The 17,354-nt window shown below is 69.6% G+C and carries 15 protein-coding genes; 12 read left to right on the forward strand and 3 right to left on the reverse strand.

Annotated features, from left to right (window positions below; translation table 11 throughout):
- Nucleotides 1-140: 140 nt before the first annotated feature.
- Nucleotides 141-434 carry a DUF2631 domain-containing protein gene (locus TU34_RS08525; RefSeq protein WP_045822476.1) on the reverse strand — a complete coding sequence of 98 codons (294 nt, stop codon included), beginning with the start codon at nt 432-434 and terminating at the stop codon, nt 141-143.
- A gap of 119 nt (nt 435-553) precedes the next feature.
- Here TU34_RS08525 and puuE point away from each other — a divergent pair, with 119 nt between their 5' ends.
- The 11 genes from puuE to TU34_RS08580 all read left to right on the forward strand — a co-directional run bounded on the left by puuE (nt 554) and on the right by TU34_RS08580 (nt 13,162).
- Nucleotides 554-1,513 (forward strand): allantoinase PuuE, encoded by a 960-nt coding sequence (puuE, locus tag TU34_RS08530; protein ID WP_045822456.1) that lies wholly within the window; start codon nt 554-556, stop codon nt 1,511-1,513.
- 4 nt (nt 1,514-1,517) lie between these two features.
- The gene (dxr, locus tag TU34_RS08535; RefSeq protein ID WP_045822457.1) at nt 1,518-2,705 is read left to right on the forward strand and encodes a 1-deoxy-D-xylulose-5-phosphate reductoisomerase; all 1,188 of its coding nucleotides are present in this window, start codon (nt 1,518-1,520) and stop codon (nt 2,703-2,705) included.
- A 56-nt stretch (nt 2,706-2,761) separates the two neighbouring features.
- Nucleotides 2,762-3,973, forward strand: coding sequence for a M50 family metallopeptidase (locus TU34_RS08540; protein ID WP_045822458.1), 1,212 nt, complete (start codon nt 2,762-2,764; stop codon nt 3,971-3,973).
- 12 nt (nt 3,974-3,985) lie between these two features.
- Nucleotides 3,986-5,173: a flavodoxin-dependent (E)-4-hydroxy-3-methylbut-2-enyl-diphosphate synthase gene (ispG, locus tag TU34_RS08545; RefSeq protein WP_045822459.1), complete on the forward strand. Its 1,188-nt coding sequence runs from the start codon at nt 3,986-3,988 to the stop codon at nt 5,171-5,173.
- A 90-nt stretch (nt 5,174-5,263) separates the two neighbouring features.
- On the forward strand, nt 5,264-6,100 hold the full coding sequence (locus tag TU34_RS08550) for a GNAT family N-acetyltransferase (RefSeq protein ID WP_045822460.1): 837 nt from the start codon (nt 5,264-5,266) through the stop codon (nt 6,098-6,100).
- 92 nt (nt 6,101-6,192) lie between these two features.
- Complete coding sequence (locus TU34_RS08555; protein WP_045822461.1) at nt 6,193-8,031, forward strand: penicillin-binding transpeptidase domain-containing protein; 1,839 nt, start codon at nt 6,193-6,195, stop codon at nt 8,029-8,031.
- Nucleotides 8,032-8,076: 45 nt separating this feature from the next.
- Nucleotides 8,077-8,940, forward strand: coding sequence for a type I methionyl aminopeptidase (map, locus tag TU34_RS08560; RefSeq protein ID WP_045822477.1), 864 nt, complete (start codon nt 8,077-8,079; stop codon nt 8,938-8,940).
- A gap of 7 nt (nt 8,941-8,947) precedes the next feature.
- Nucleotides 8,948-10,525 (forward strand): cobyric acid synthase, encoded by a 1,578-nt coding sequence (locus TU34_RS08565; protein WP_045822462.1) that lies wholly within the window; start codon nt 8,948-8,950, stop codon nt 10,523-10,525.
- Nucleotides 10,525-11,349, forward strand: a complete 825-nt coding sequence (locus TU34_RS08570; RefSeq protein ID WP_045822463.1) for an alpha/beta fold hydrolase — start codon at nt 10,525-10,527, stop codon at nt 11,347-11,349. The genes TU34_RS08565 and TU34_RS08570 overlap by 1 nt, the downstream gene beginning before the upstream one ends.
- 51 nt (nt 11,350-11,400) lie before the next feature.
- On the forward strand, nt 11,401-11,766 hold the full coding sequence (locus tag TU34_RS08575; RefSeq protein ID WP_045822464.1) for a PLD nuclease N-terminal domain-containing protein: 366 nt from the start codon (nt 11,401-11,403) through the stop codon (nt 11,764-11,766).
- A 31-nt stretch (nt 11,767-11,797) separates the two neighbouring features.
- Nucleotides 11,798-13,162 carry a carboxylesterase family protein gene (locus TU34_RS08580; protein WP_045822465.1) on the forward strand — a complete coding sequence of 455 codons (1,365 nt, stop codon included), beginning with the start codon at nt 11,798-11,800 and terminating at the stop codon, nt 13,160-13,162.
- Here the strand turns inward: TU34_RS08580 and mtr are convergent.
- Together mtr and TU34_RS08590 are read right to left on the reverse strand one after the other, a co-directional pair.
- Nucleotides 13,142-14,530 carry a mycothione reductase gene (mtr, locus tag TU34_RS08585; protein WP_150116460.1) on the reverse strand — a complete coding sequence of 463 codons (1,389 nt, stop codon included), beginning with the start codon at nt 14,528-14,530 and terminating at the stop codon, nt 13,142-13,144. The two genes, TU34_RS08580 and mtr, sit on opposite strands and share 21 nt — an antisense overlap.
- A gap of 17 nt (nt 14,531-14,547) precedes the next feature.
- Nucleotides 14,548-15,612 (reverse strand): alpha/beta hydrolase, encoded by a 1,065-nt coding sequence (locus tag TU34_RS08590; protein WP_045822479.1) that lies wholly within the window; start codon nt 15,610-15,612, stop codon nt 14,548-14,550.
- Between the two features lie 170 nt (nt 15,613-15,782).
- Between TU34_RS08590 and mqo the strand changes: the two genes are divergently transcribed.
- Nucleotides 15,783-17,345 carry a malate dehydrogenase (quinone) gene (gene mqo / locus TU34_RS08595; protein ID WP_150116461.1) on the forward strand — a complete coding sequence of 521 codons (1,563 nt, stop codon included), beginning with the start codon at nt 15,783-15,785 and terminating at the stop codon, nt 17,343-17,345.
- The last annotated feature ends 9 nt before the right edge of the window (nt 17,346-17,354 follow it).

The raw sequence follows: 17,354 nt of genomic DNA on the forward strand, positions 1-17,354 counted from the left end.
CGTGGGACACGAAGGCCTCCTGGTGGTGAAGCGGTGAACTAGACAGCTCCACTTCACACCCGGGGGCCTTCTTCCGTCAGCCCGACTCACCGCCGCGAGGCGGGACAACCTCCCTGGACATCACAGCTAGACCGGACCGCTCAGTTACGCCACTTGCCGCGACGCAGGTACACATCGCGCAGCAGCACGAACCACAGTGCCGCGGTGAAACCGATCAGGTACAGGTCCTCGACGTGCCCCTGGTGGTTGCCGATGATCATGGCCAGCAGCGCGATACCGCTGATCCAGCCGGCGATGCGCATCGCCGGCAGGCTCTCGCCGTGCCACCCGAAGCGGGCCGAGGGGGCGTCCGGCGGCTCGTGGGCCCATCCGGTGTCGACGACCTCGACCTCGTGGGAATGGGTGTCGGCGTGCTCGACCTCGCTGCTTGCCACTGGTTTCTCCTTCTCGTGACCGGTGTCGCGGCGGTCGGCCGCGGTCAACGATGGCGCGTAGTAGGCACAGCATATCGTCGGCACCGCCCCCGATGCACCGGCGCATCGACGATGGGAGGATGACGGGCGTGTCGCTGTCGAGATACCGGTCCGAGAACCTGCCCCGCGACCTCGTCGGGTACGGGGAGCACCGTCCCCACCCGCACTGGCCGGACGACGCGGCCATCGCCGTGCAGTTCGTCCTGAACTACGAGGAGGGGTCGGAGAACAGCGTCCTCGACGGCGACCCGGCCAGCGAGACGTTCCTCTCCGAGATGGCCGCGCCGGCCGCCTATCCCGACCGGCACATGAGCATGGAATCGCTCTACGAGTACGGGTCCCGTGCCGGCGTGTGGCGCGTGTTGCGCACCTTCGAGCGCCGCGGATTGCCGCTGACGGTGTTCGCCGTAGCCCAGGCGATGGCCCGCAACCCCGAGGTCGCCGCGGCGTTCGTCGAGCGCGGTCACGAGATCGCCGCGCACGGCCTGCGGTGGCTCAACTATCAACAGACGCCCCCCGAGGTCGAACGCGCGCACATGGCCGAGGCCGTCGACCTGCTCACCGAGATCACCGGTGAGGCCCCTGTCGGCTGGTACACCGGTCGCGACTCCCCGAACACCCGGTCGCTGGTCATCGCCCACGGCGGATTCCTCTACGACTCCGACAGCTACGCCGACGACCTGCCGTACTGGGTTCCGATCCCCGCGTCGGCGGAGGACCAGCCGGCCGGACACCACCTGGTGGTCCCGTACACCCTCGACACCAACGACATGCGCTTCTCGTCGTCGTCGGGCTTCTCGACCGGCGAGGACTTCTTCGCCCACCTGCGCGACGCGTTCGACGTGCTCTACGCCGAGGGGACCGCCGGCGCCCCGGCGATGCTGTCGATCGGCCTGCACTGCCGGATCGTCGGCCGCCCTGCGCGGATCGCGGCACTGGAACGATTCCTCGACCACGTGCAGTCCCACGAACGGGTGTGGATCACGCGACGGGTCGACGTGGCCCGGCATTGGCACGCCCATCACCGCCCACCACAATGAGTCGGTGACCCCCAGCGACGCACCCTCCGTCAGGCGAGTCCTGATCCTCGGCTCCACCGGCTCGATCGGTGTGCAGGCCCTCGAGGTGATCGCCGCCAACCCCGAGAAGTTCGTCGTCGTCGGGGTCGGGGCGGGCGGGTCGACCATCGACCTCCTCGCCCAGCAGATCCGGACACTGCGGCTGGGTGCCGAGGCGGTCGCGGTCGCCGACGCCGCTGCCGCCCGGGAGCTCGCCGACCGGATGGGCTGGTCGTCGGTCCGCTCGGGTCCCGATGCCATGTGCGACCTCGTCGAGTCGGTTCCCGCCGACGTCGTCCTCAACGCCGTCGTCGGATCCCTCGGCCTGCGCCCGACCCTCGCGGCGCTGGCGACGGGCGCGTCGCTGGCCCTGGCGAACAAGGAATCGCTGGTCGCCGGGGGCGCCCTGGTCCTCGCCGCGGCCGCCCCCGATCAGATCGTGCCCGTCGACTCCGAGCACTCGGCCATCGCGCAGTGCCTCCGTGCCGGCAGCGCGGCCGAGGTGGACCGACTGGTGCTGACCGCGTCCGGCGGCCCCTTCCGCGGCCACACCGCCGAGCAGCTGGAGTCGGTGACGCCCGAGCAGGCGGGCAAGCACCCGACGTGGTCGATGGGTCCGATGATCACACTGAACTCGGCCACCCTGGTCAACAAGGCCCTCGAGGTCGTCGAGGCCCACCTGCTGTTCGGGGTGCCCTACGAGCGCATCGACGTGACGGTCCACCCGCAGTCGATCGTGCACTCGATGGTGACCTTCGTCGACGGGGCCACCGTCGCCAAGGCCTCGCCGCCGTCGATGAAGCTGCCGATCGCCCTGGCCCTGGGGTGGCCGCACCGGGTACCCGGCGCCTCGACCGCCTGCGACTTCTCCACGGCGTCGTCGTGGACCTTCGAACCCGTCGACTCCGAGGTGTTCCCGGCCATCGACCTGGCCCGATCGGCCGGGACACGGGGCGGATCGTTGACCGCGGTGTTCAACGCGGCCAACGAGGCGGCGGCCGACGGGTTCTTCGCGGGCACCATCGCGTTCCCGCGGATCGTGGGCGTCATCGGCGACGTCCTCGCGCAGGCCGACGAGTGGACCGCGACCCCGGGTACCGTGGAGGAGGTTCTCGCGGCCGACGACTGGGCTCGTCGCCGCGCCCACGAACTGGTCACACGCCACGCGAGGTGATCGCGGGCGCAGACCGGCGTCAGAACTGACAACGACAACTGGAGGTCTCGAGCGCGGTGGGTTTCATCCTGGGTGTGCTGCTGTTCGCGGTCGGCCTGTTGTTGTCGATCGCGTGGCACGAGTGTGGGCACATGTGGGCCGCGCAACGCACTGGCATGCTGGTGCGCCGTTACTTCATCGGCTTCGGCCCGACCATCTGGTCGACGAAACGTGGTGACACCGAGTACGGACTCAAGTGGCTGCCGCTGGGTGGGTTCTGCGACATCGCCGGCATGACCACCTACGACGAGATCGACCCCCGCTTCGAACACCGGGCGATGTACCGCCAGAAGGCGTGGAAGCGCCTCGTGGTGTTGCTGGCCGGGCCGATGCAGAACTTCATCCTCGGTTTCGTGCTGATCGTGATCCTCGCGCTGACCGCCGGACTTCCGGTGATCAGCGGCAAGACCGAGGTCTCGGTCGGGTCGATGGCGTGCGTGGCGCCGTCCGTGCAACCCAACGGCGACCTCACCCCCTGCTCGGGCGGCAGCCCGGCCCAGGCCGCGGGTCTGCGCACCGGCGACCGCGTGATCGCGGTGAACGGCGATCGCGGTGACAACTCCGGCGAGCTGGTCGCCGCCATCCAGAAGGCGACCGGCTCGGTGGCGATCACCGTCGAGCGTGACGGACGCGAGCAGACGCTCACCGTGCCGGTGTCGCAGGTGCAGCGACCGGTCCGCAACAGCGACGGCACCACCACGACCGCCACCGTCGGTGCGATCGGTGTGGGGCTCGGTGACAAGAGCATCAACGAGTACAGCGCGCTGACCGCGGTCCCCGGGGCCGTGGTGTTCACCGGCCAACTGGTCGCGCGGACCTGGGATGCGCTGCTCTCGCTCCCGCAGAAGGTCGGCGCCCTGTGGACGTCGGTGACCGGCGGTGAACGCGCCGCCGACACCCCCGTCAGCGTCTACGGCGCCTCGGTCATCGGCGGGCAGGCCGCCGAGCGGGGCTCGTGGAGCTTCTTCATCTTCCTGCTGGCGAGCATCAACTTCTTCCTCGGCCTGTTCAACCTCGTCCCGCTGTTGCCGCTCGACGGCGGTCACATGGCGCTCATCGGATACGAGAAGGGCCGCAACGCGGTCCGCCGTCGCCTCGGCAAGGCGGCGAAGGGCCCCGTCGACTACCTCAAGCTGATGCCCGCGACGTACGCGGTGCTCGCGGTGATGGGCTGCTACATGGTCCTCACCCTCTCCGCCGACATCATCAATCCCATCAAGGTCTTCTAGGAAGGCACTCTCATGCCCAGCGATCCCACCTCCGGTCCCGTGTCCATCGGACTCGGTATGCCCGCAGCACCCCCGCCGGTGCTCGCGCCGCGCCGGAAGACCCGCCAGATCCAGGTCGGCACGGTCGGTGTCGGCAGCGACCACCCCATCTCGGTGCAGTCGATGACGACCACCAAGACCCACGACATCAACGCGACCCTGCAGCAGATCGCCGAGCTGACCGCGTCGGGATGCGACATCGTCCGCGTGGCCTGCCCCCGGCAGGAGGACGCCGACGCGCTCGCGATCATCGCGAAGAAGAGTCAGATCCCGGTGATCGCCGACATCCACTTCCAGCCGCGCTACATCTTCGCCGCGATCGACGCCGGATGTGCCGCCGTGCGCGTGAATCCCGGCAACATCAAGGAGTTCGACGGGCGCGTGAAGGACGTCGCGCTCGCCGCGAAGGACGCGAACATCCCGATTCGCATCGGCGTCAACGCCGGTTCCCTCGACCCCCGGTTGCTCGCGAAGTACGGCAAGGCGACTCCCGAGGCCCTCGTGGAGTCGGCGCTGTGGGAGGCGAGCCTGTTCGAGGAACACGGGTTCGGCGACATCAAGATCTCGGTGAAGCACAACGACCCGGTGATCATGGTCGAGGCCTACCGTCAGCTCGCCGCGCAGTCGGACTACCCGCTGCACCTCGGCGTCACCGAGGCCGGCCCGGCGTTCCAGGGCACCATCAAGTCCGCGGTCGCGTTCGGTGCGTTGCTGTCCGAGGGCATCGGCGACACCATCCGCGTGTCGCTGTCGGCCCCGCCGGCCGAGGAGATCAAGGTCGGCGACCAGATCCTGCAGTCGTTCAACCTGCGTCCCCGCAAGCTCGAGATCGTGTCCTGCCCCTCGTGTGGACGCGCGCAGGTCGACGTCTACAAACTCGCCGACGAGGTCAGTGCCGGCCTCGAGGGCATGGAGGTGCCGCTGCGCGTCGCGGTGATGGGCTGCGTCGTCAACGGTCCCGGTGAGGCCCGCGAGGCCGACCTGGGCGTGGCCTCGGGCAACGGCCGCGGACAGATCTTCGTCAAGGGAGAGGTCATCAAGACCGTGCCCGAGGCGCAGATCGTGGAAACTCTGATCGAAGAAGCTCTTCGCATTGCCGCCGATTCGGGGGAGACTGGCGATGGTGCCACCACCGGATCACCGGTCGTCAGCGTCGGTTAGCCCACCGACGCCTGCGACACCGCGCACCTCTCCACCTCTCGACCCGTCGTCCGACAGGTCGGGCCACCACTGCCCGGGCCGGGAGCGACCGTGTTGAAGTTGTTGGGCGACAAGCCCCTCGGCGCACGCGACGCCGAGGCGGTCGGTGCCGCACTGGCTCTCGACCCGGTCGCGATGTGCATGGTGGCCGCGCGGGTGGAGGAACAGGGTGTGACCCCGCGTCTGCTCGGGGGTGAGCTGTGGACCAACACCGAACCGACGACGTCGCTGTGTTTCTCGGGCGCGAATCTCATCCCGATGCTCGGCGACGCCGCCGACATGGAGATGTTCGCCGCCCGCGCGACCCGCAACCCGCGCGTGTGTTCGTCGATCGTCGGGCGGGCCGAGCATGTCCTGGCGTTCTGGGAGCACGCGAAGGCGCACTGGGGACCCGCACGTGAGGTCCGCGCCGATCAACCGCTGCTCGCGATGTCCGGGCCGCCGTCGGTGGGTCCCGACCGAGCCGTCCGCCGCGTGCGGATCAGCGAGATCGACGCCTACCTCCCCGCCGCGATCGAGATGTTCCACGGCGAGGTCGGCGTGGACCCGTGCGCCGGCGACGGAGGACGATCCTACCGGCGACGCATCGCCTCGCTGATCGGCGCCGGCCGCGCGTTCGCCCGGTTCGAGAACGGTGAGGTCGTCTTCAAGGCCGAGATCGGCTCGATGTCGTCCACCGTCGGCCAGATCCAGGGCGTCTGGGTCGCACACCACCGCCGCGGGGAGGGACTCGGTGCATCCGGCACCGCCGCGGTCGTGTCCGCGATCGCCGCCGAGGGACGCACCTCGAGCCTCTACGTGAACGGCTTCAACACCGCGGCCCGCGCCGCCTACGCGAAGGTCGGTTTCACCGAGGTCGGCACGTTTGCGACCGTTCTCGTCGACTGATCCATCCGTCGGCGATCCCTGGGGAGATTCTCAGGTGCACCCGCTGCGTGGCACCACGATCGGGCGGGGTGGGGCACCTAGTCTCGGTCTCGATGACGACTTCGCACCCGCCTCGATCGCGCCGACTCACCGCTCGCCTGGGCGCCGTCGCGGTGGCCTCGATCATCGTGGCCGCGGGAACGGCGTGCTCCGGTACCGACGACGGCCCCCGCGCGGCCGCGGCGGCGTTCCTCGGTGTGTTCGGCGACCATCGCACCGATCAGGCGGCGGCCCGCACCGACTCCCCGCAGCAGGCGTCGACCGACATCGACGCCGCGTGGTCGGGATTGCAGGCGTCGGCGATGACCGCGACCGCTGGTCGGACCAAGGTCTCCGGCGACACCGCCACGGTCGACGTCACCTACGCCTGGACCCTCCCGCGCGCCCAGACGTGGAAGTACACGGCGACGCTGAACATGGCGCGCGCCGACTCGGGATGGCAGGTGCGGTGGGACTCCACCGACATCCACCCCGATCTCGGTGCGACGCAACGGATGTCGCTGGAGTCGATCCCTGCCCCGGTGGGCTCGGTGAACGAGTCCGACGGGTCGTCGGTGCTCGTCCCCGGAACGGTCTACCGCGTCGGCATCGACGCGACGAAGGCCGCCGCGACGGGATCGGTCGCCGATTCGGCCACGCAGTTGGCGTCGGTGGTCGGCCGGTTCGTCCCGACCGTCAGCGCCCAGGCGATCGCCGAGGGCGCCACGGCGACCTCGGGCACCTACTCTGTCGCCACCCTCGACCGTGGCCAGTTCGACCAGGTCAGTGACCTGTTGGCCGCCATCCCGGGGGTGACCAGCACCGACCTCGCCGACCTGGTTCCCACCGACCCGACGTTCGCGCCCGATCTGCTCGGTCAGGTCAAGAAGCAGGTGGCCAGCGATCTCGACGGCAAGGCCGGCTGGCGGGTGTTGTCGCTCAACGCCAACGGTGCCACCGCCGGGGTGCTCGCCGAGGTCGACCCCGCGCCGTCGCCGTCGGTGTCGATCAGCCTGTCCCGCAGCGTCCAACAGGCCGCACAACGCGCCGTCGACGCCGCGTCACGGTTCCAGACGATGATGGTGGTGATCCAGCCGTCCACCGGGCGGCTGCTGGCCGTCGCGCAGAACGCGCTGGCCGACAAGGTCGGTCCGCTCGCGACGATCGGTCAGTACCCGCCCGGCTCGACGTTCAAGATGGTGACCTCGGCCGCGGCGATCGGGACCGGCCTGTCGACACCGTCGACGACCGTCGGATGTCCCGGAGAGGTGACGATCGGACAGCGCACCATCCCGAACTACGACAACTTCTCCCTCGGAGACGTGTCGATGCTCCAGGCCTTCGCGAAGTCCTGCAACACCACCTTCGCCAAGCTGGCCAGCGAGATGGGGCCGTCGGATCTGGCCCACGCAGCGGCGTCGATGGGCATCGGCACCCGGTACGACGTGCCCGGCATCCCCGTCGACTCCGGCTCGGTGCCGATCGCCCCGGAACTGATCTCCCGCACCGAGGACGGATTCGGTCAGGGCAAGGTGCTCACCAGTCCGTTCGGTCTGGCCCTGGTCGCGGCGACCGTCGCCCACGGCTCCACCCCGGTGCCGCAACTCATCCTCGACCGCGCGACCACCGTGTCCGGTCCGCACCCGACCATCAGTCCCGCCGTGATCCGACAGCTGCGGCCGATGATGCGCGCGGTGGTCGTCGACGGCACCGCCGACCGGATCAAGGACCAGGGTGAGGTCTACGGAAAAACCGGTGAGGCCGAGGTCCCCGGTGGCTCGCACGCCTGGTTCGCCGGCTACCGCGGCGACCTCGCCTTCGCGACACTGGTGGTGCTCGGGGCGAGTTCGGACAACGCCGTCGCGGTGACCCGTGACTTCTTCACCGCACTGCCGCCGGACTTCCTGGACTGACGACGCGCGCCGGCCCCGTCACGGCCGCCCGATACGATGGACGCCATGTCCGTACGCACTGCTCTGCAGCCCGGGGTCGTCTCGCCGACCCTGCCGGTGCCGCCGTCGATCCCGCGACCGGAGTACGCGTGGCGTTCGACCGTGAACGAGGGCCACGAGCCGTGGGTGCAAACCCCGGAGACGATCGAGAAGATGCGCGTCGCCGGTCGCATCGCCGCCGACGCCCTGGCCGAGGCCGGCAAGGCCGTCGCGCCGGGCGTGACGACCGACGCCCTCGACCGGATCGCCCACGAGTACATGATCGATCACGGCGCCTACCCGTCGACCCTCGGCTACCGCGGGTTCCCGAAGTCCTGCTGCACCTCGCTCAACGAGGTGATCTGCCACGGCATCCCGGACTCGACGGTCATCGCCGACGGCGACATCGTCAACATCGACGTCACCGCCTACATCGACGGCGTCCACGGCGACACCAACGCGACCTTCCTCGCCGGTGACGTGAGCGCCGAACACGCCGACCTCGTCGAACGCACCCACACCGCCACCATGCGGGCCATCAAGGCCGTCCGACCCGGGCGCGAGCTCAACGTCATCGGCCGGGTGATCGAGGCCTACGCGAACCGCTTCGGGTATTCGGTGGTGCGCGATTTCACCGGGCACGGCATCGGTGAGACCTTCCACAACGGACTCATCGTCCTGCACTACGACCAGCCGAACGTGGACACGGTGATGGAGCCGGGGATGGTGTTCACGATCGAGCCGATGATCAACCTCGGCGCGTTGGCGTGGGACATGTGGGAGGACGACTGGACGGTGGTCACCCGCGACAAGAAATGGACCGCCCAGTTCGAGCACACGCTCGTCGTCACCGACGACGGCGCCGAGATTCTCACGCTGCCATCGGAGTAGGGCGTCGGTGAGCGGCGCACTCCTGATCGGCGGCACCAGTTCCGACGCGGGCAAGAGCCTGCTCGTGGCCGGTCTCTGCCGCGTGCTGCACCGCCGCGGCCTGTCGGTCGCGCCGTTCAAGGCGCAGAACATGTCCAACAACTCCGTCGTCACCGCCGACGGCGGAGAGATCGGGCGCGCCCAGGGCATGCAGGCGTTCGCCTGCGGACTCGCCCCCTCGACCCGGTTCAACCCGGTGCTGCTCAAACCCGGTAGCGACCGTCGATCCCAGGTGGTGGTGCGCGGGGTCGCCGACGGGTGGATCACAGCGACCGACTACCACTCGCGCCGGGCCGCACTGGCCGACATCGTGGCATCCGAACTCGCCTCGCTGCGCGGTGATTTCGACGTCGTGGTGTGCGAGGGCGCCGGATCGATCGCCGAGATCAACCTGCGCGCCACCGACATTGCCAACATGGGTCTCGCGGCCGCCGCCGACATCCCGGTGGTGGTGGTCGGTGACATCGACCGCGGGGGAGTGCTGGCGCATCTGCTCGGCAGCGTCGCCGCACTCCCGCCCGAGGATCAGTCACGGGTCGCCGGGTTCCTGATCAACAAGTTCCGCGGCGCACAGTCGATCCTCGACCCCGGACTGCGCCAGCTGCACCACCTGTGTGGCCGCCCGACTCTCGGGGTGATCCCGTGGGCCGACGACATGTGGCTCGACGCCGAGGACTCGCTGTCGTCACCGATCGGGCGGGCGATCGGCCCCTCGACCCCCGCGCTCGGATCGCAACGCATCACCGTCGCCGCCATCCGTCTCCCTCGACTGTCGAATTCGACCGACCTCGAGGCACTCGCGTGCGAACCGGGCGTCGACGTCCGGTGGGTCGACGACATGGCCTCGGTGGCCGCCGCCGACCTGGCGGTCCTGCCCGGCACGCGCGCCACCGTCTCCGACCTCGCCTGGCTCCGTGCACGCGGACTGGACGCAGCGCTCATCGACCGGGCGGCACACGGTCGCCCGATCGTCGCGGTCTGCGGCGGCTACCAGATGCTCGCGCGACGGATCGACGACACGGTCGAATCCGGGGGCGGCGTCGTCGACGGACTCGGACTCCTCGACATCGACATCGTCTTCGACGAGACCAAGCTGGTCCGCGAGGTCCGGGGTCACCTCGACGGTGCCGGCGAGGACGCGATCACCGGTTACGAGATCCACCACGGTCGTCTCGCCCGCCCGGCGCCGCATCCGCACTGGATCGTCGATGACGACAACGGGCCCGAGGGATGCGTGGTGGGCGCGGTGTGGGGCACCCACTGGCACGGACTGCTGGCCAACGGCGCCGTGCGGCGCGCAGTGCTCGCCGAGGTCGCCGACAGGGTCGGCAAGACCGGGTTCGTGGTGGCCCCCGACACCGATGTCGACGCTGCCCGCATGGCGCAGATCGACCTGATCGCCGACCTGTTCACCGCGCACGTCGACCTCGCCGCGATCGACGCACTCCTGGCCGACGGTGTGCCGCGGAGCCTGCCGACCGTGACCCTGGGGTTGGCGCCCGCGAGCGCGTCCCCGGCGCCCGAGCGCCACGTAGGCTCGAGGTGATGAACGTCGACACGCAGATCGTGACCGTCGGTGACCACGACTTCACCGTCCGGGTCGGTGGGCCCCCCACCGGACCCGTCGTGTTGCTGCTGCACGGATTCCCCAGCAGTGGAACGTGTTTCGACGAGGTCGTCCCGCGCCTGCACGATTCCGGACTCCGCACCGTGGTACCCGACCAGCGCGGGTACTCCCCGGGCGCGCGACCGACGGATGTCGACGCCTACCGGTTGCCCCACCTCGTCGACGACGCCGTCGGCATCCTCGACGCGCTCGGCATCTCCTACGCGCTGGTGGTCGGCCACGACTGGGGTGCGCTGGTCGCGTGGCATCTCGCCGGTCGACACCCGGGCCGCCTCACCGGGCTCGTCGCGGTCAGCGTCGGACATCCCGGTGCCATCTCCGGCGCGTTGGCGACCGACGGGGACCAGCGTGAGCGCTCGTCGTACATCCCGAAGCTGATCGACCCCGCGGCCGAGGACGGCCTGCTCGCCGACGACGCCGCGTTCCTGCGCAGCATCGTGCCCGACGACTCGGTCGCACCCCTGCTGGAACGGTCCGGACTGACCGGCGCCATCAACTGGTACCGCGCCAACTTCACCGGCGACATCAAGGCCAACCTCGCCTGTCCGCCCGTGGAGGTGCCGACCACGATGGTGTGGAGCGACGGCGACACCGCCCTCGGACGTGGACAGGCGGAGGGCAGCGGACGGATGGTCTACTCCGACTACCGATTCTGTGAACTTCCCGGCATCGACCACTGGATCCCGCAGAACGCGCCCGCCGCCCTGGCCAGCGAGATCGCCCTGCGCTCCGCGACGTTCTGAGCACCGCGATGTCCAGTCCGATCCGACACCCGCGCTGGAGGTGGTGACGCAGTGCCGTACCTCGTCCTGATCTACGCCGTCATCATCGTCGTGGTCGCCGTCGACATCGTCGTGGCCGACGGGCGTACCGTCCGCGGCCTGCCGAAGATGGTCTGGGTGCTCGGCGCGATGGTCCTGCCGCTGCTGGGACCGATCGCCTGGTTCGCGCTCGGACGGCCCTCGAAGGACGACGGCGACGACGAGGGCGCGCCTCCCCGCGAGGGGCGGCCGTCGAGGCCGTCGACGAAGCCCGCCGTGGCCCCGGCGCGGTCGGCCGCCGACGACGCCCGCGCCGAGGAGGAGTTCCGCCGCACGGTCCGCGAGCGCGCCGAGGCCCAACGCCGTGCCGCTCGCGAACAGCGCGGTCCCGACGTCTGAGGGCCCGCGCCGCAGATGCCACGATGACGCCATGACCCTCGACACCCTCGTCGTAGACACCCCGTCGGGACCCGTTCGCGCCGAGCACACCGACGGCCTGCTGCACGCACGCGGGCTCCGGTACGCCCGCGCGCGGCGATTCGAACCCTGTGTGCCCGTGCCGACGTGGACCGAGACCGTCGACGCGACCCGTCGCGGGCCGGCCTGCCCCCAGCTGCCGTCGCGCATCGAATCGGTCACCGGGCCGATGCTCACCGGACTCGATCTCGACGAGGACTGCCTGCGGGTGTCGGTGACCGCGCCGACGCCGGATGGTCGGGTACGACCGGTGCTGGTGTGGCTGCACGGCGGCGCCTACGTCTCCGGCGGCGGTGAGAGCGAGAAGTACGACCCCGAGGCATTGGCGCGGGAGAACGACGTCGTCGTCGTGACCGTCACCTATCGCCTCGGGATCCTCGGCTACCTCGGGATCGACTCGGTCGCGCCCGCCAACCTCGGCCTGCTCGACCAGATCGCGGCCCTGCGGTGGGTGCGCGACGCCGTCGGTTCCTTCGGGGGAGACCCCGACGTGGTCACCGTGTTCGGCCACTCCGCCGGCGCCGACTCCATCGCCGCGTTGCTCGTCGCCGACGGCGCGCAGGGATTGTTCCATCGCGCGGTGCTGCAGAGTGCGCCGCTCGCCCTGCGTGGCGACGCCACGGCGATGTCGGCGGCGATGGGGACCGCCGCCCGTGCGGCGTTGGGTGACGACCCCAGCGGCCTCTCGATCGACGATGTCCTCGCCGCGCATACGGCCGCGCTGGCCGCTGCGACCGATTTCGGGTTCGCCTCGGGCATGGCCTTCGGCCCCCAGTACGGCGAACACCCGCTCCCTCCGTTCGGGGAGATCGTCGCGCGTCGCGCCGCGAGCGCGACGTCCGTCGAGGTGCTCATCGGATGGACCTCCGACGACGGCAGTCCGTTCGTGGAGGCCATCCCACGTCTGCAGAGGCTCGCGCACCTGCCGGTCGTGGGATCCGCGCTGCGCAGACTGCTCACCGCGATCGTGACGCGGCGTGCGTTCTCCGCCCCGGCGACCGCGTTCGCCGACGCCCACCGCGCCGCCGGCGGCCGCGCGGTCACCTACGAGTTCTCCTGGGGTGCCGACGATTCCGGTGTCGGCGCCTGTCACAGCATCGAGATCCCGTTCCTGCTGGGCACGCCGCAGGCATGGTCGGACGCACCGATGCTGGGCGCCCACGCCGCATCCGCGCTCGCCGAACTCGGACCGCGCCTCCGGCGGCGCTGGGCCGACTTTGCGCGCGACGGCGTCACGTTCGCCGAGACCGACCACCTGACCCTCGGTCAGACCGCCGGTCGGCACGCGACGAACCCGTCAGATGTCGAGACCCAGTAGCGCGTTCTCGAGCACCTCGGGCATGCCCGGGTGGATCCAGTACTGGCCCTTGGCCATCGACGTGGCGTCGAGACCGAAGTGCATCGCCTGGATGACCGGCTGGATCACCGTCGGCGCCTGCGGGCCGATGAGGTGCGCGCCGAGGATCCGACCTGTGCCCCGCTCGGCGACGATCTTGCACAGACCCGTGGTGTCCTCCATCGCCCAGCCGTAGGCGACGTCGCCGTAGTCCTGCACCTTCACGGTGACGTCGAGGCCCTGCTCGCGGGCCTGCGCCTCGGTGAGACCGACCGAGGCGATCTGCGGGTGGGTGAACACCGCGGCCGGTACGAATCGGTGGTCGAACTTGTCGAGGTCGTCTCCGTCGAAGTCCCGCAGCAGGTTCGCCTGCACGACCCGCGCCTCGTGGTTGGCGACGTGCTTGAGCTGGTACGGCGAGCTGACGTCGCCGAGGGTCCACACGTTCTGTGCGGCGGTGCGGCCGAACTCGTCGCATTCCACCCGACCGGCGTCGTCGAGCGAGACGCCGATGGTGTCGAGGTGCAGGCCGTCGCCGTTGGGGGTCCGGCCGGTCGCCACCAGCAGTGCGTCCGCGGTGACCGACGACCCGTCGGACAGCTCGACGACGACCGCTCCCTCGTCACCGATCTTCGTGCCGGTCACCGAGGCGTTGAACCGCACGTCGAAACGCTTGCTCGCGATCTCGGTGAAGCGGTCGGAGATGTCGGCGTCGAGGTGGCGCAGCAGCTTGTCGCCGCGCGCGATGATCGTGACCTCCGTGCCGAGGGAGGCGAAGACGTGGGCGAACTCGGCACTGATGTAGCCGCCACCGACGATGACGAGGTGGCGCGGCAGCGACGCGAGACGCATCACGTCCTCGTTCGTGTGGAACGGCGCACTGCCCGAGGCGATGGCCTCGGGGATGAACGACCGCGAGCCTGCGGCGATCACGACCTTGCGGGCCGTCACCTCGTCTCCGTCATCGGTGAGCAGGCGGTAGCGTCCGTCGTCGGTGGTGCCGGCGAACCGTACGTGGGAGTGCAGCACGGAGATGTTGTCGCATTTGTCCTCCCGGTACTGCTGGCCCCCCAGCGAGATCGGGTCGATACGACCGAAGACGCGCGTCACGATGTCGCGCCACCGCACGTCGTCGATGTGGCTGTCGATGCCGTACCGGGCGGACTCGCGGATGGTCTCGGCCACCTCACCGGCGTAGACGTACATCTTCGTCGGGATGCAGCCCACGTTGAGGCAGGTCCCTCCGTAGACACCCTTCTCGAAGATGGCGATCGACCAGTCGTCGAAGCGGTCGTCGGGGATCGAGTTGCCGCTGCCGGAACCGATGATGGCGAGGTCGACGTCTGTCATGTGCATGCTCCTGATGGTCACGAGACGTCGCGCGTCACGCGCGACGACCCCGTGGGTGGTGGTTCGACCGAACGGCGGATCGAGAGGGTCGCGGTGTTCTCCGTCAACCACCTCGAGAGTTCTGCGTAGGCGACCGCACGGGGCTCCTCGCGGGAGAGGAACACGTCGTGACGGGCCCCGTCGATCGGCACCGCGGTCACCCGGTTGCCGAGGCACCCGCTCCAGCGCGCGATCTGCTCGGTGTCGAGAACGGTGTCGGCGGTGTCGATCTCGGGGCGGTAGGGCCCGCCGAGCACCGACCGTGCCGACCGTAGGACCAACGATGGGACGCCGGTGTCGATTCCCCGGTGCAGCGCGGCGTGGCCACGACGCACGGCGGCAAGGAAACCGAAGGTGACGGGGAAACCGCCCAGCGGCTTGAGGTCGAGGTCGTACTCCCACTCGCCGTGGGCACTGACGTGCAGGCTCTCGCCGTACCCGCCGGGGAGTCGGTTGGGCAGCACGCGATACGGCGCGACCCGGGCGATCGTCCGCACGAGCACCGTGCCCCAGCTGCGCAAGGCCGGTGCGCCCTGCAGGTCGAACCACGGGCTGTTGAGGACCTGCCCGGTGACGCGACCGTGACGGCCCGGGTCGGTGGCGCGCAGCCGGTCGAGCCACAGCGCGGTGATCAACCCGCCGGTGGAGTGCGCGGCGACGACGACCGGTGTCCCCGGGGCGGCCGCGTCGATGACGTCGAGGGCCGCGCCGAGTTCGGCGTCGTAGAGGGAGAGATCGGAGATGAAGTGCGGGGTGTGGCCGGGCTTCCGTGATCGACCGCACTTGCGGAGATCCAGGGCGTAGAAGTCGTACCCGGCGTCGGCGAACGCGGTGGCGAGCGGCGCCTGGAAGAAATAGTCGGTGAAACCATGGACGTAGAGCACCGACGGTCGCGGGGCCGCCACGTCGGCGTCGGACTCCGACCGCAGATGCCGCACCAGCGTAGCGGTGACGGTGCCCTCGCCGTCGGGATCGGGACCGAGGTCGATGGTCAGGGCCGCGAAATCCGGTCCGAGGACATCGGGTTCCCAGTCGTGTGCCACACCCCGACTGTAGTGGCGGTCTCCGCCGCGGTCGCGTGGCGACCGCGTGTTCGGCGATCCGGTGGGTTTTCCCACACCGGCTTATCCCAGGCCGCCCCGATGGGGGAGAATGGAATCATTCAACCTGCCGACCGGTAGAAGCGGTCGACGACAAGGGAGTTGAGCAGGACGTGGCCGGCGACAAGAACACACACGACAACCCAGGGACGACCAAGACCGACGTCGTGCTGATCGGCGCCGGGATCATGAGCGCCACCCTCGGTGCACTGATCCGGCAGCTCCAGCCCGACTGGTCGATCTCGGTGTTCGAGCGACTCGACGCCGCTGCCGCCGAGAGCAGTGACCCGTGGAACAACGCGGGCACCGGACACTCGGCGCTGTGTGAGCTCAACTACACCCCGCAGGGCGCCGACGGCAGCGTCGACATCTCCAAGGCGATCACCATCAACGAGCAGTTCCAGGTGTCGCGCCAGTTCTGGGCCCACGCCATCGAGAAGGGGATCCTCGACACCCCCTCGGAGTTCATCAACCCGATCCCGCACGTGAGCTTCTGTCACGGCGAGGACGGCGTCGACTACCTGCGCAAGCGTTACGACGCGCTCGCGAGTCAGACGCTCTTCGCCGACATGGAGTACATCGACGACGACGCGTTGTTCGCGAAGAAGCTGCCGCTCATGTCCGAGGGCCGCGATTTCGCCGATCCCGTCGCGCTGAACTGGTACGAGAACGGCACCGACGTCGACTTCGGCGCACTGACCCAGAAGCTGCTCAACTCGGTCGCCGAGGGCGGTTCGGTCAACTTCGGACACGCGGTCACCGACCTCGACAAGCAGTCCGACGGCAGCTGGATCGTCAAGGTCGTCAACCTGCGCACGAAGCGCAAGCAGAAGATCCACGCCGGGTTCGTGTTCGTCGGGGCGGGCGGCGGAGCTCTGCACCTGCTGCAGAAGTCGGGCATCAAGGAGGCGCGGCAGTTCGGCGGGTTCCCGGTCTCGGGCGCGTTCTTCCGCTGCACCAACCCCGAACTGATCGACGAGCACCAGGCGAAGGTCTACGGCCGCGCCGCGGTCGGCGCGCCGCCGATGTCGGTGCCGCACCTCGACACCCGCGTGATCAACCACAAGCCGGGTCTGCTGTTCGGGCCGTACGCGGGCTGGTCGCCGAAGTTCCTCAAGGAGGGGTCGAACCTGGACCTGCTCACGTCGATCACGCCGTTCAACGCGTTCCCCATCGCCAGCATCGCGCCAAAGGAGTTCGGACTCCTCAAGTACCTCATCAGCGAGCTCGCGGCCGGTCCGGCCGACCGCGTGAAGACGCTGCAGGAGTTCGTCCCCCGCGCCGTCGGCGGCGACTGGGAGCTGATCACCGCAGGGCAGCGTGTGCAGGTCATCCGCAAGAAGGGCCCGATGAACGGGGCACTCGAGTTCGGGACCGCGGTGGTGAACTCCGCTGACGGCACGATGGCCGGACTCCTGGGTGCCTCGCCGGGCGCGTCGACCGCCGTGCCGGCGATGCTCGACGTGCTCGAGCGGTGCTTCCCGCGTCACTTCGAGAGCTGGAAGCCCGCGCTCACCGACATGATCCCGTCGTTCGGGCAGAAGCTGAACTCGACGCCGTCGCTGTTCCGTGAGGTCTGGGACTGGACGTCGAAGGTGCTCGAACTGTCGTCCTCACCGGCCGAGCAGCCCGTCGCCGGCACCGACCGCCGCGTGGCGGCACCCACGTCGGTGTGATAGTCACGA

The organism is Williamsia herbipolensis, from assembly GCF_000964005.1.
Classification (GTDB): Bacteria; Actinomycetota; Actinomycetes; order Mycobacteriales; family Mycobacteriaceae; genus Williamsia_A; species Williamsia_A herbipolensis.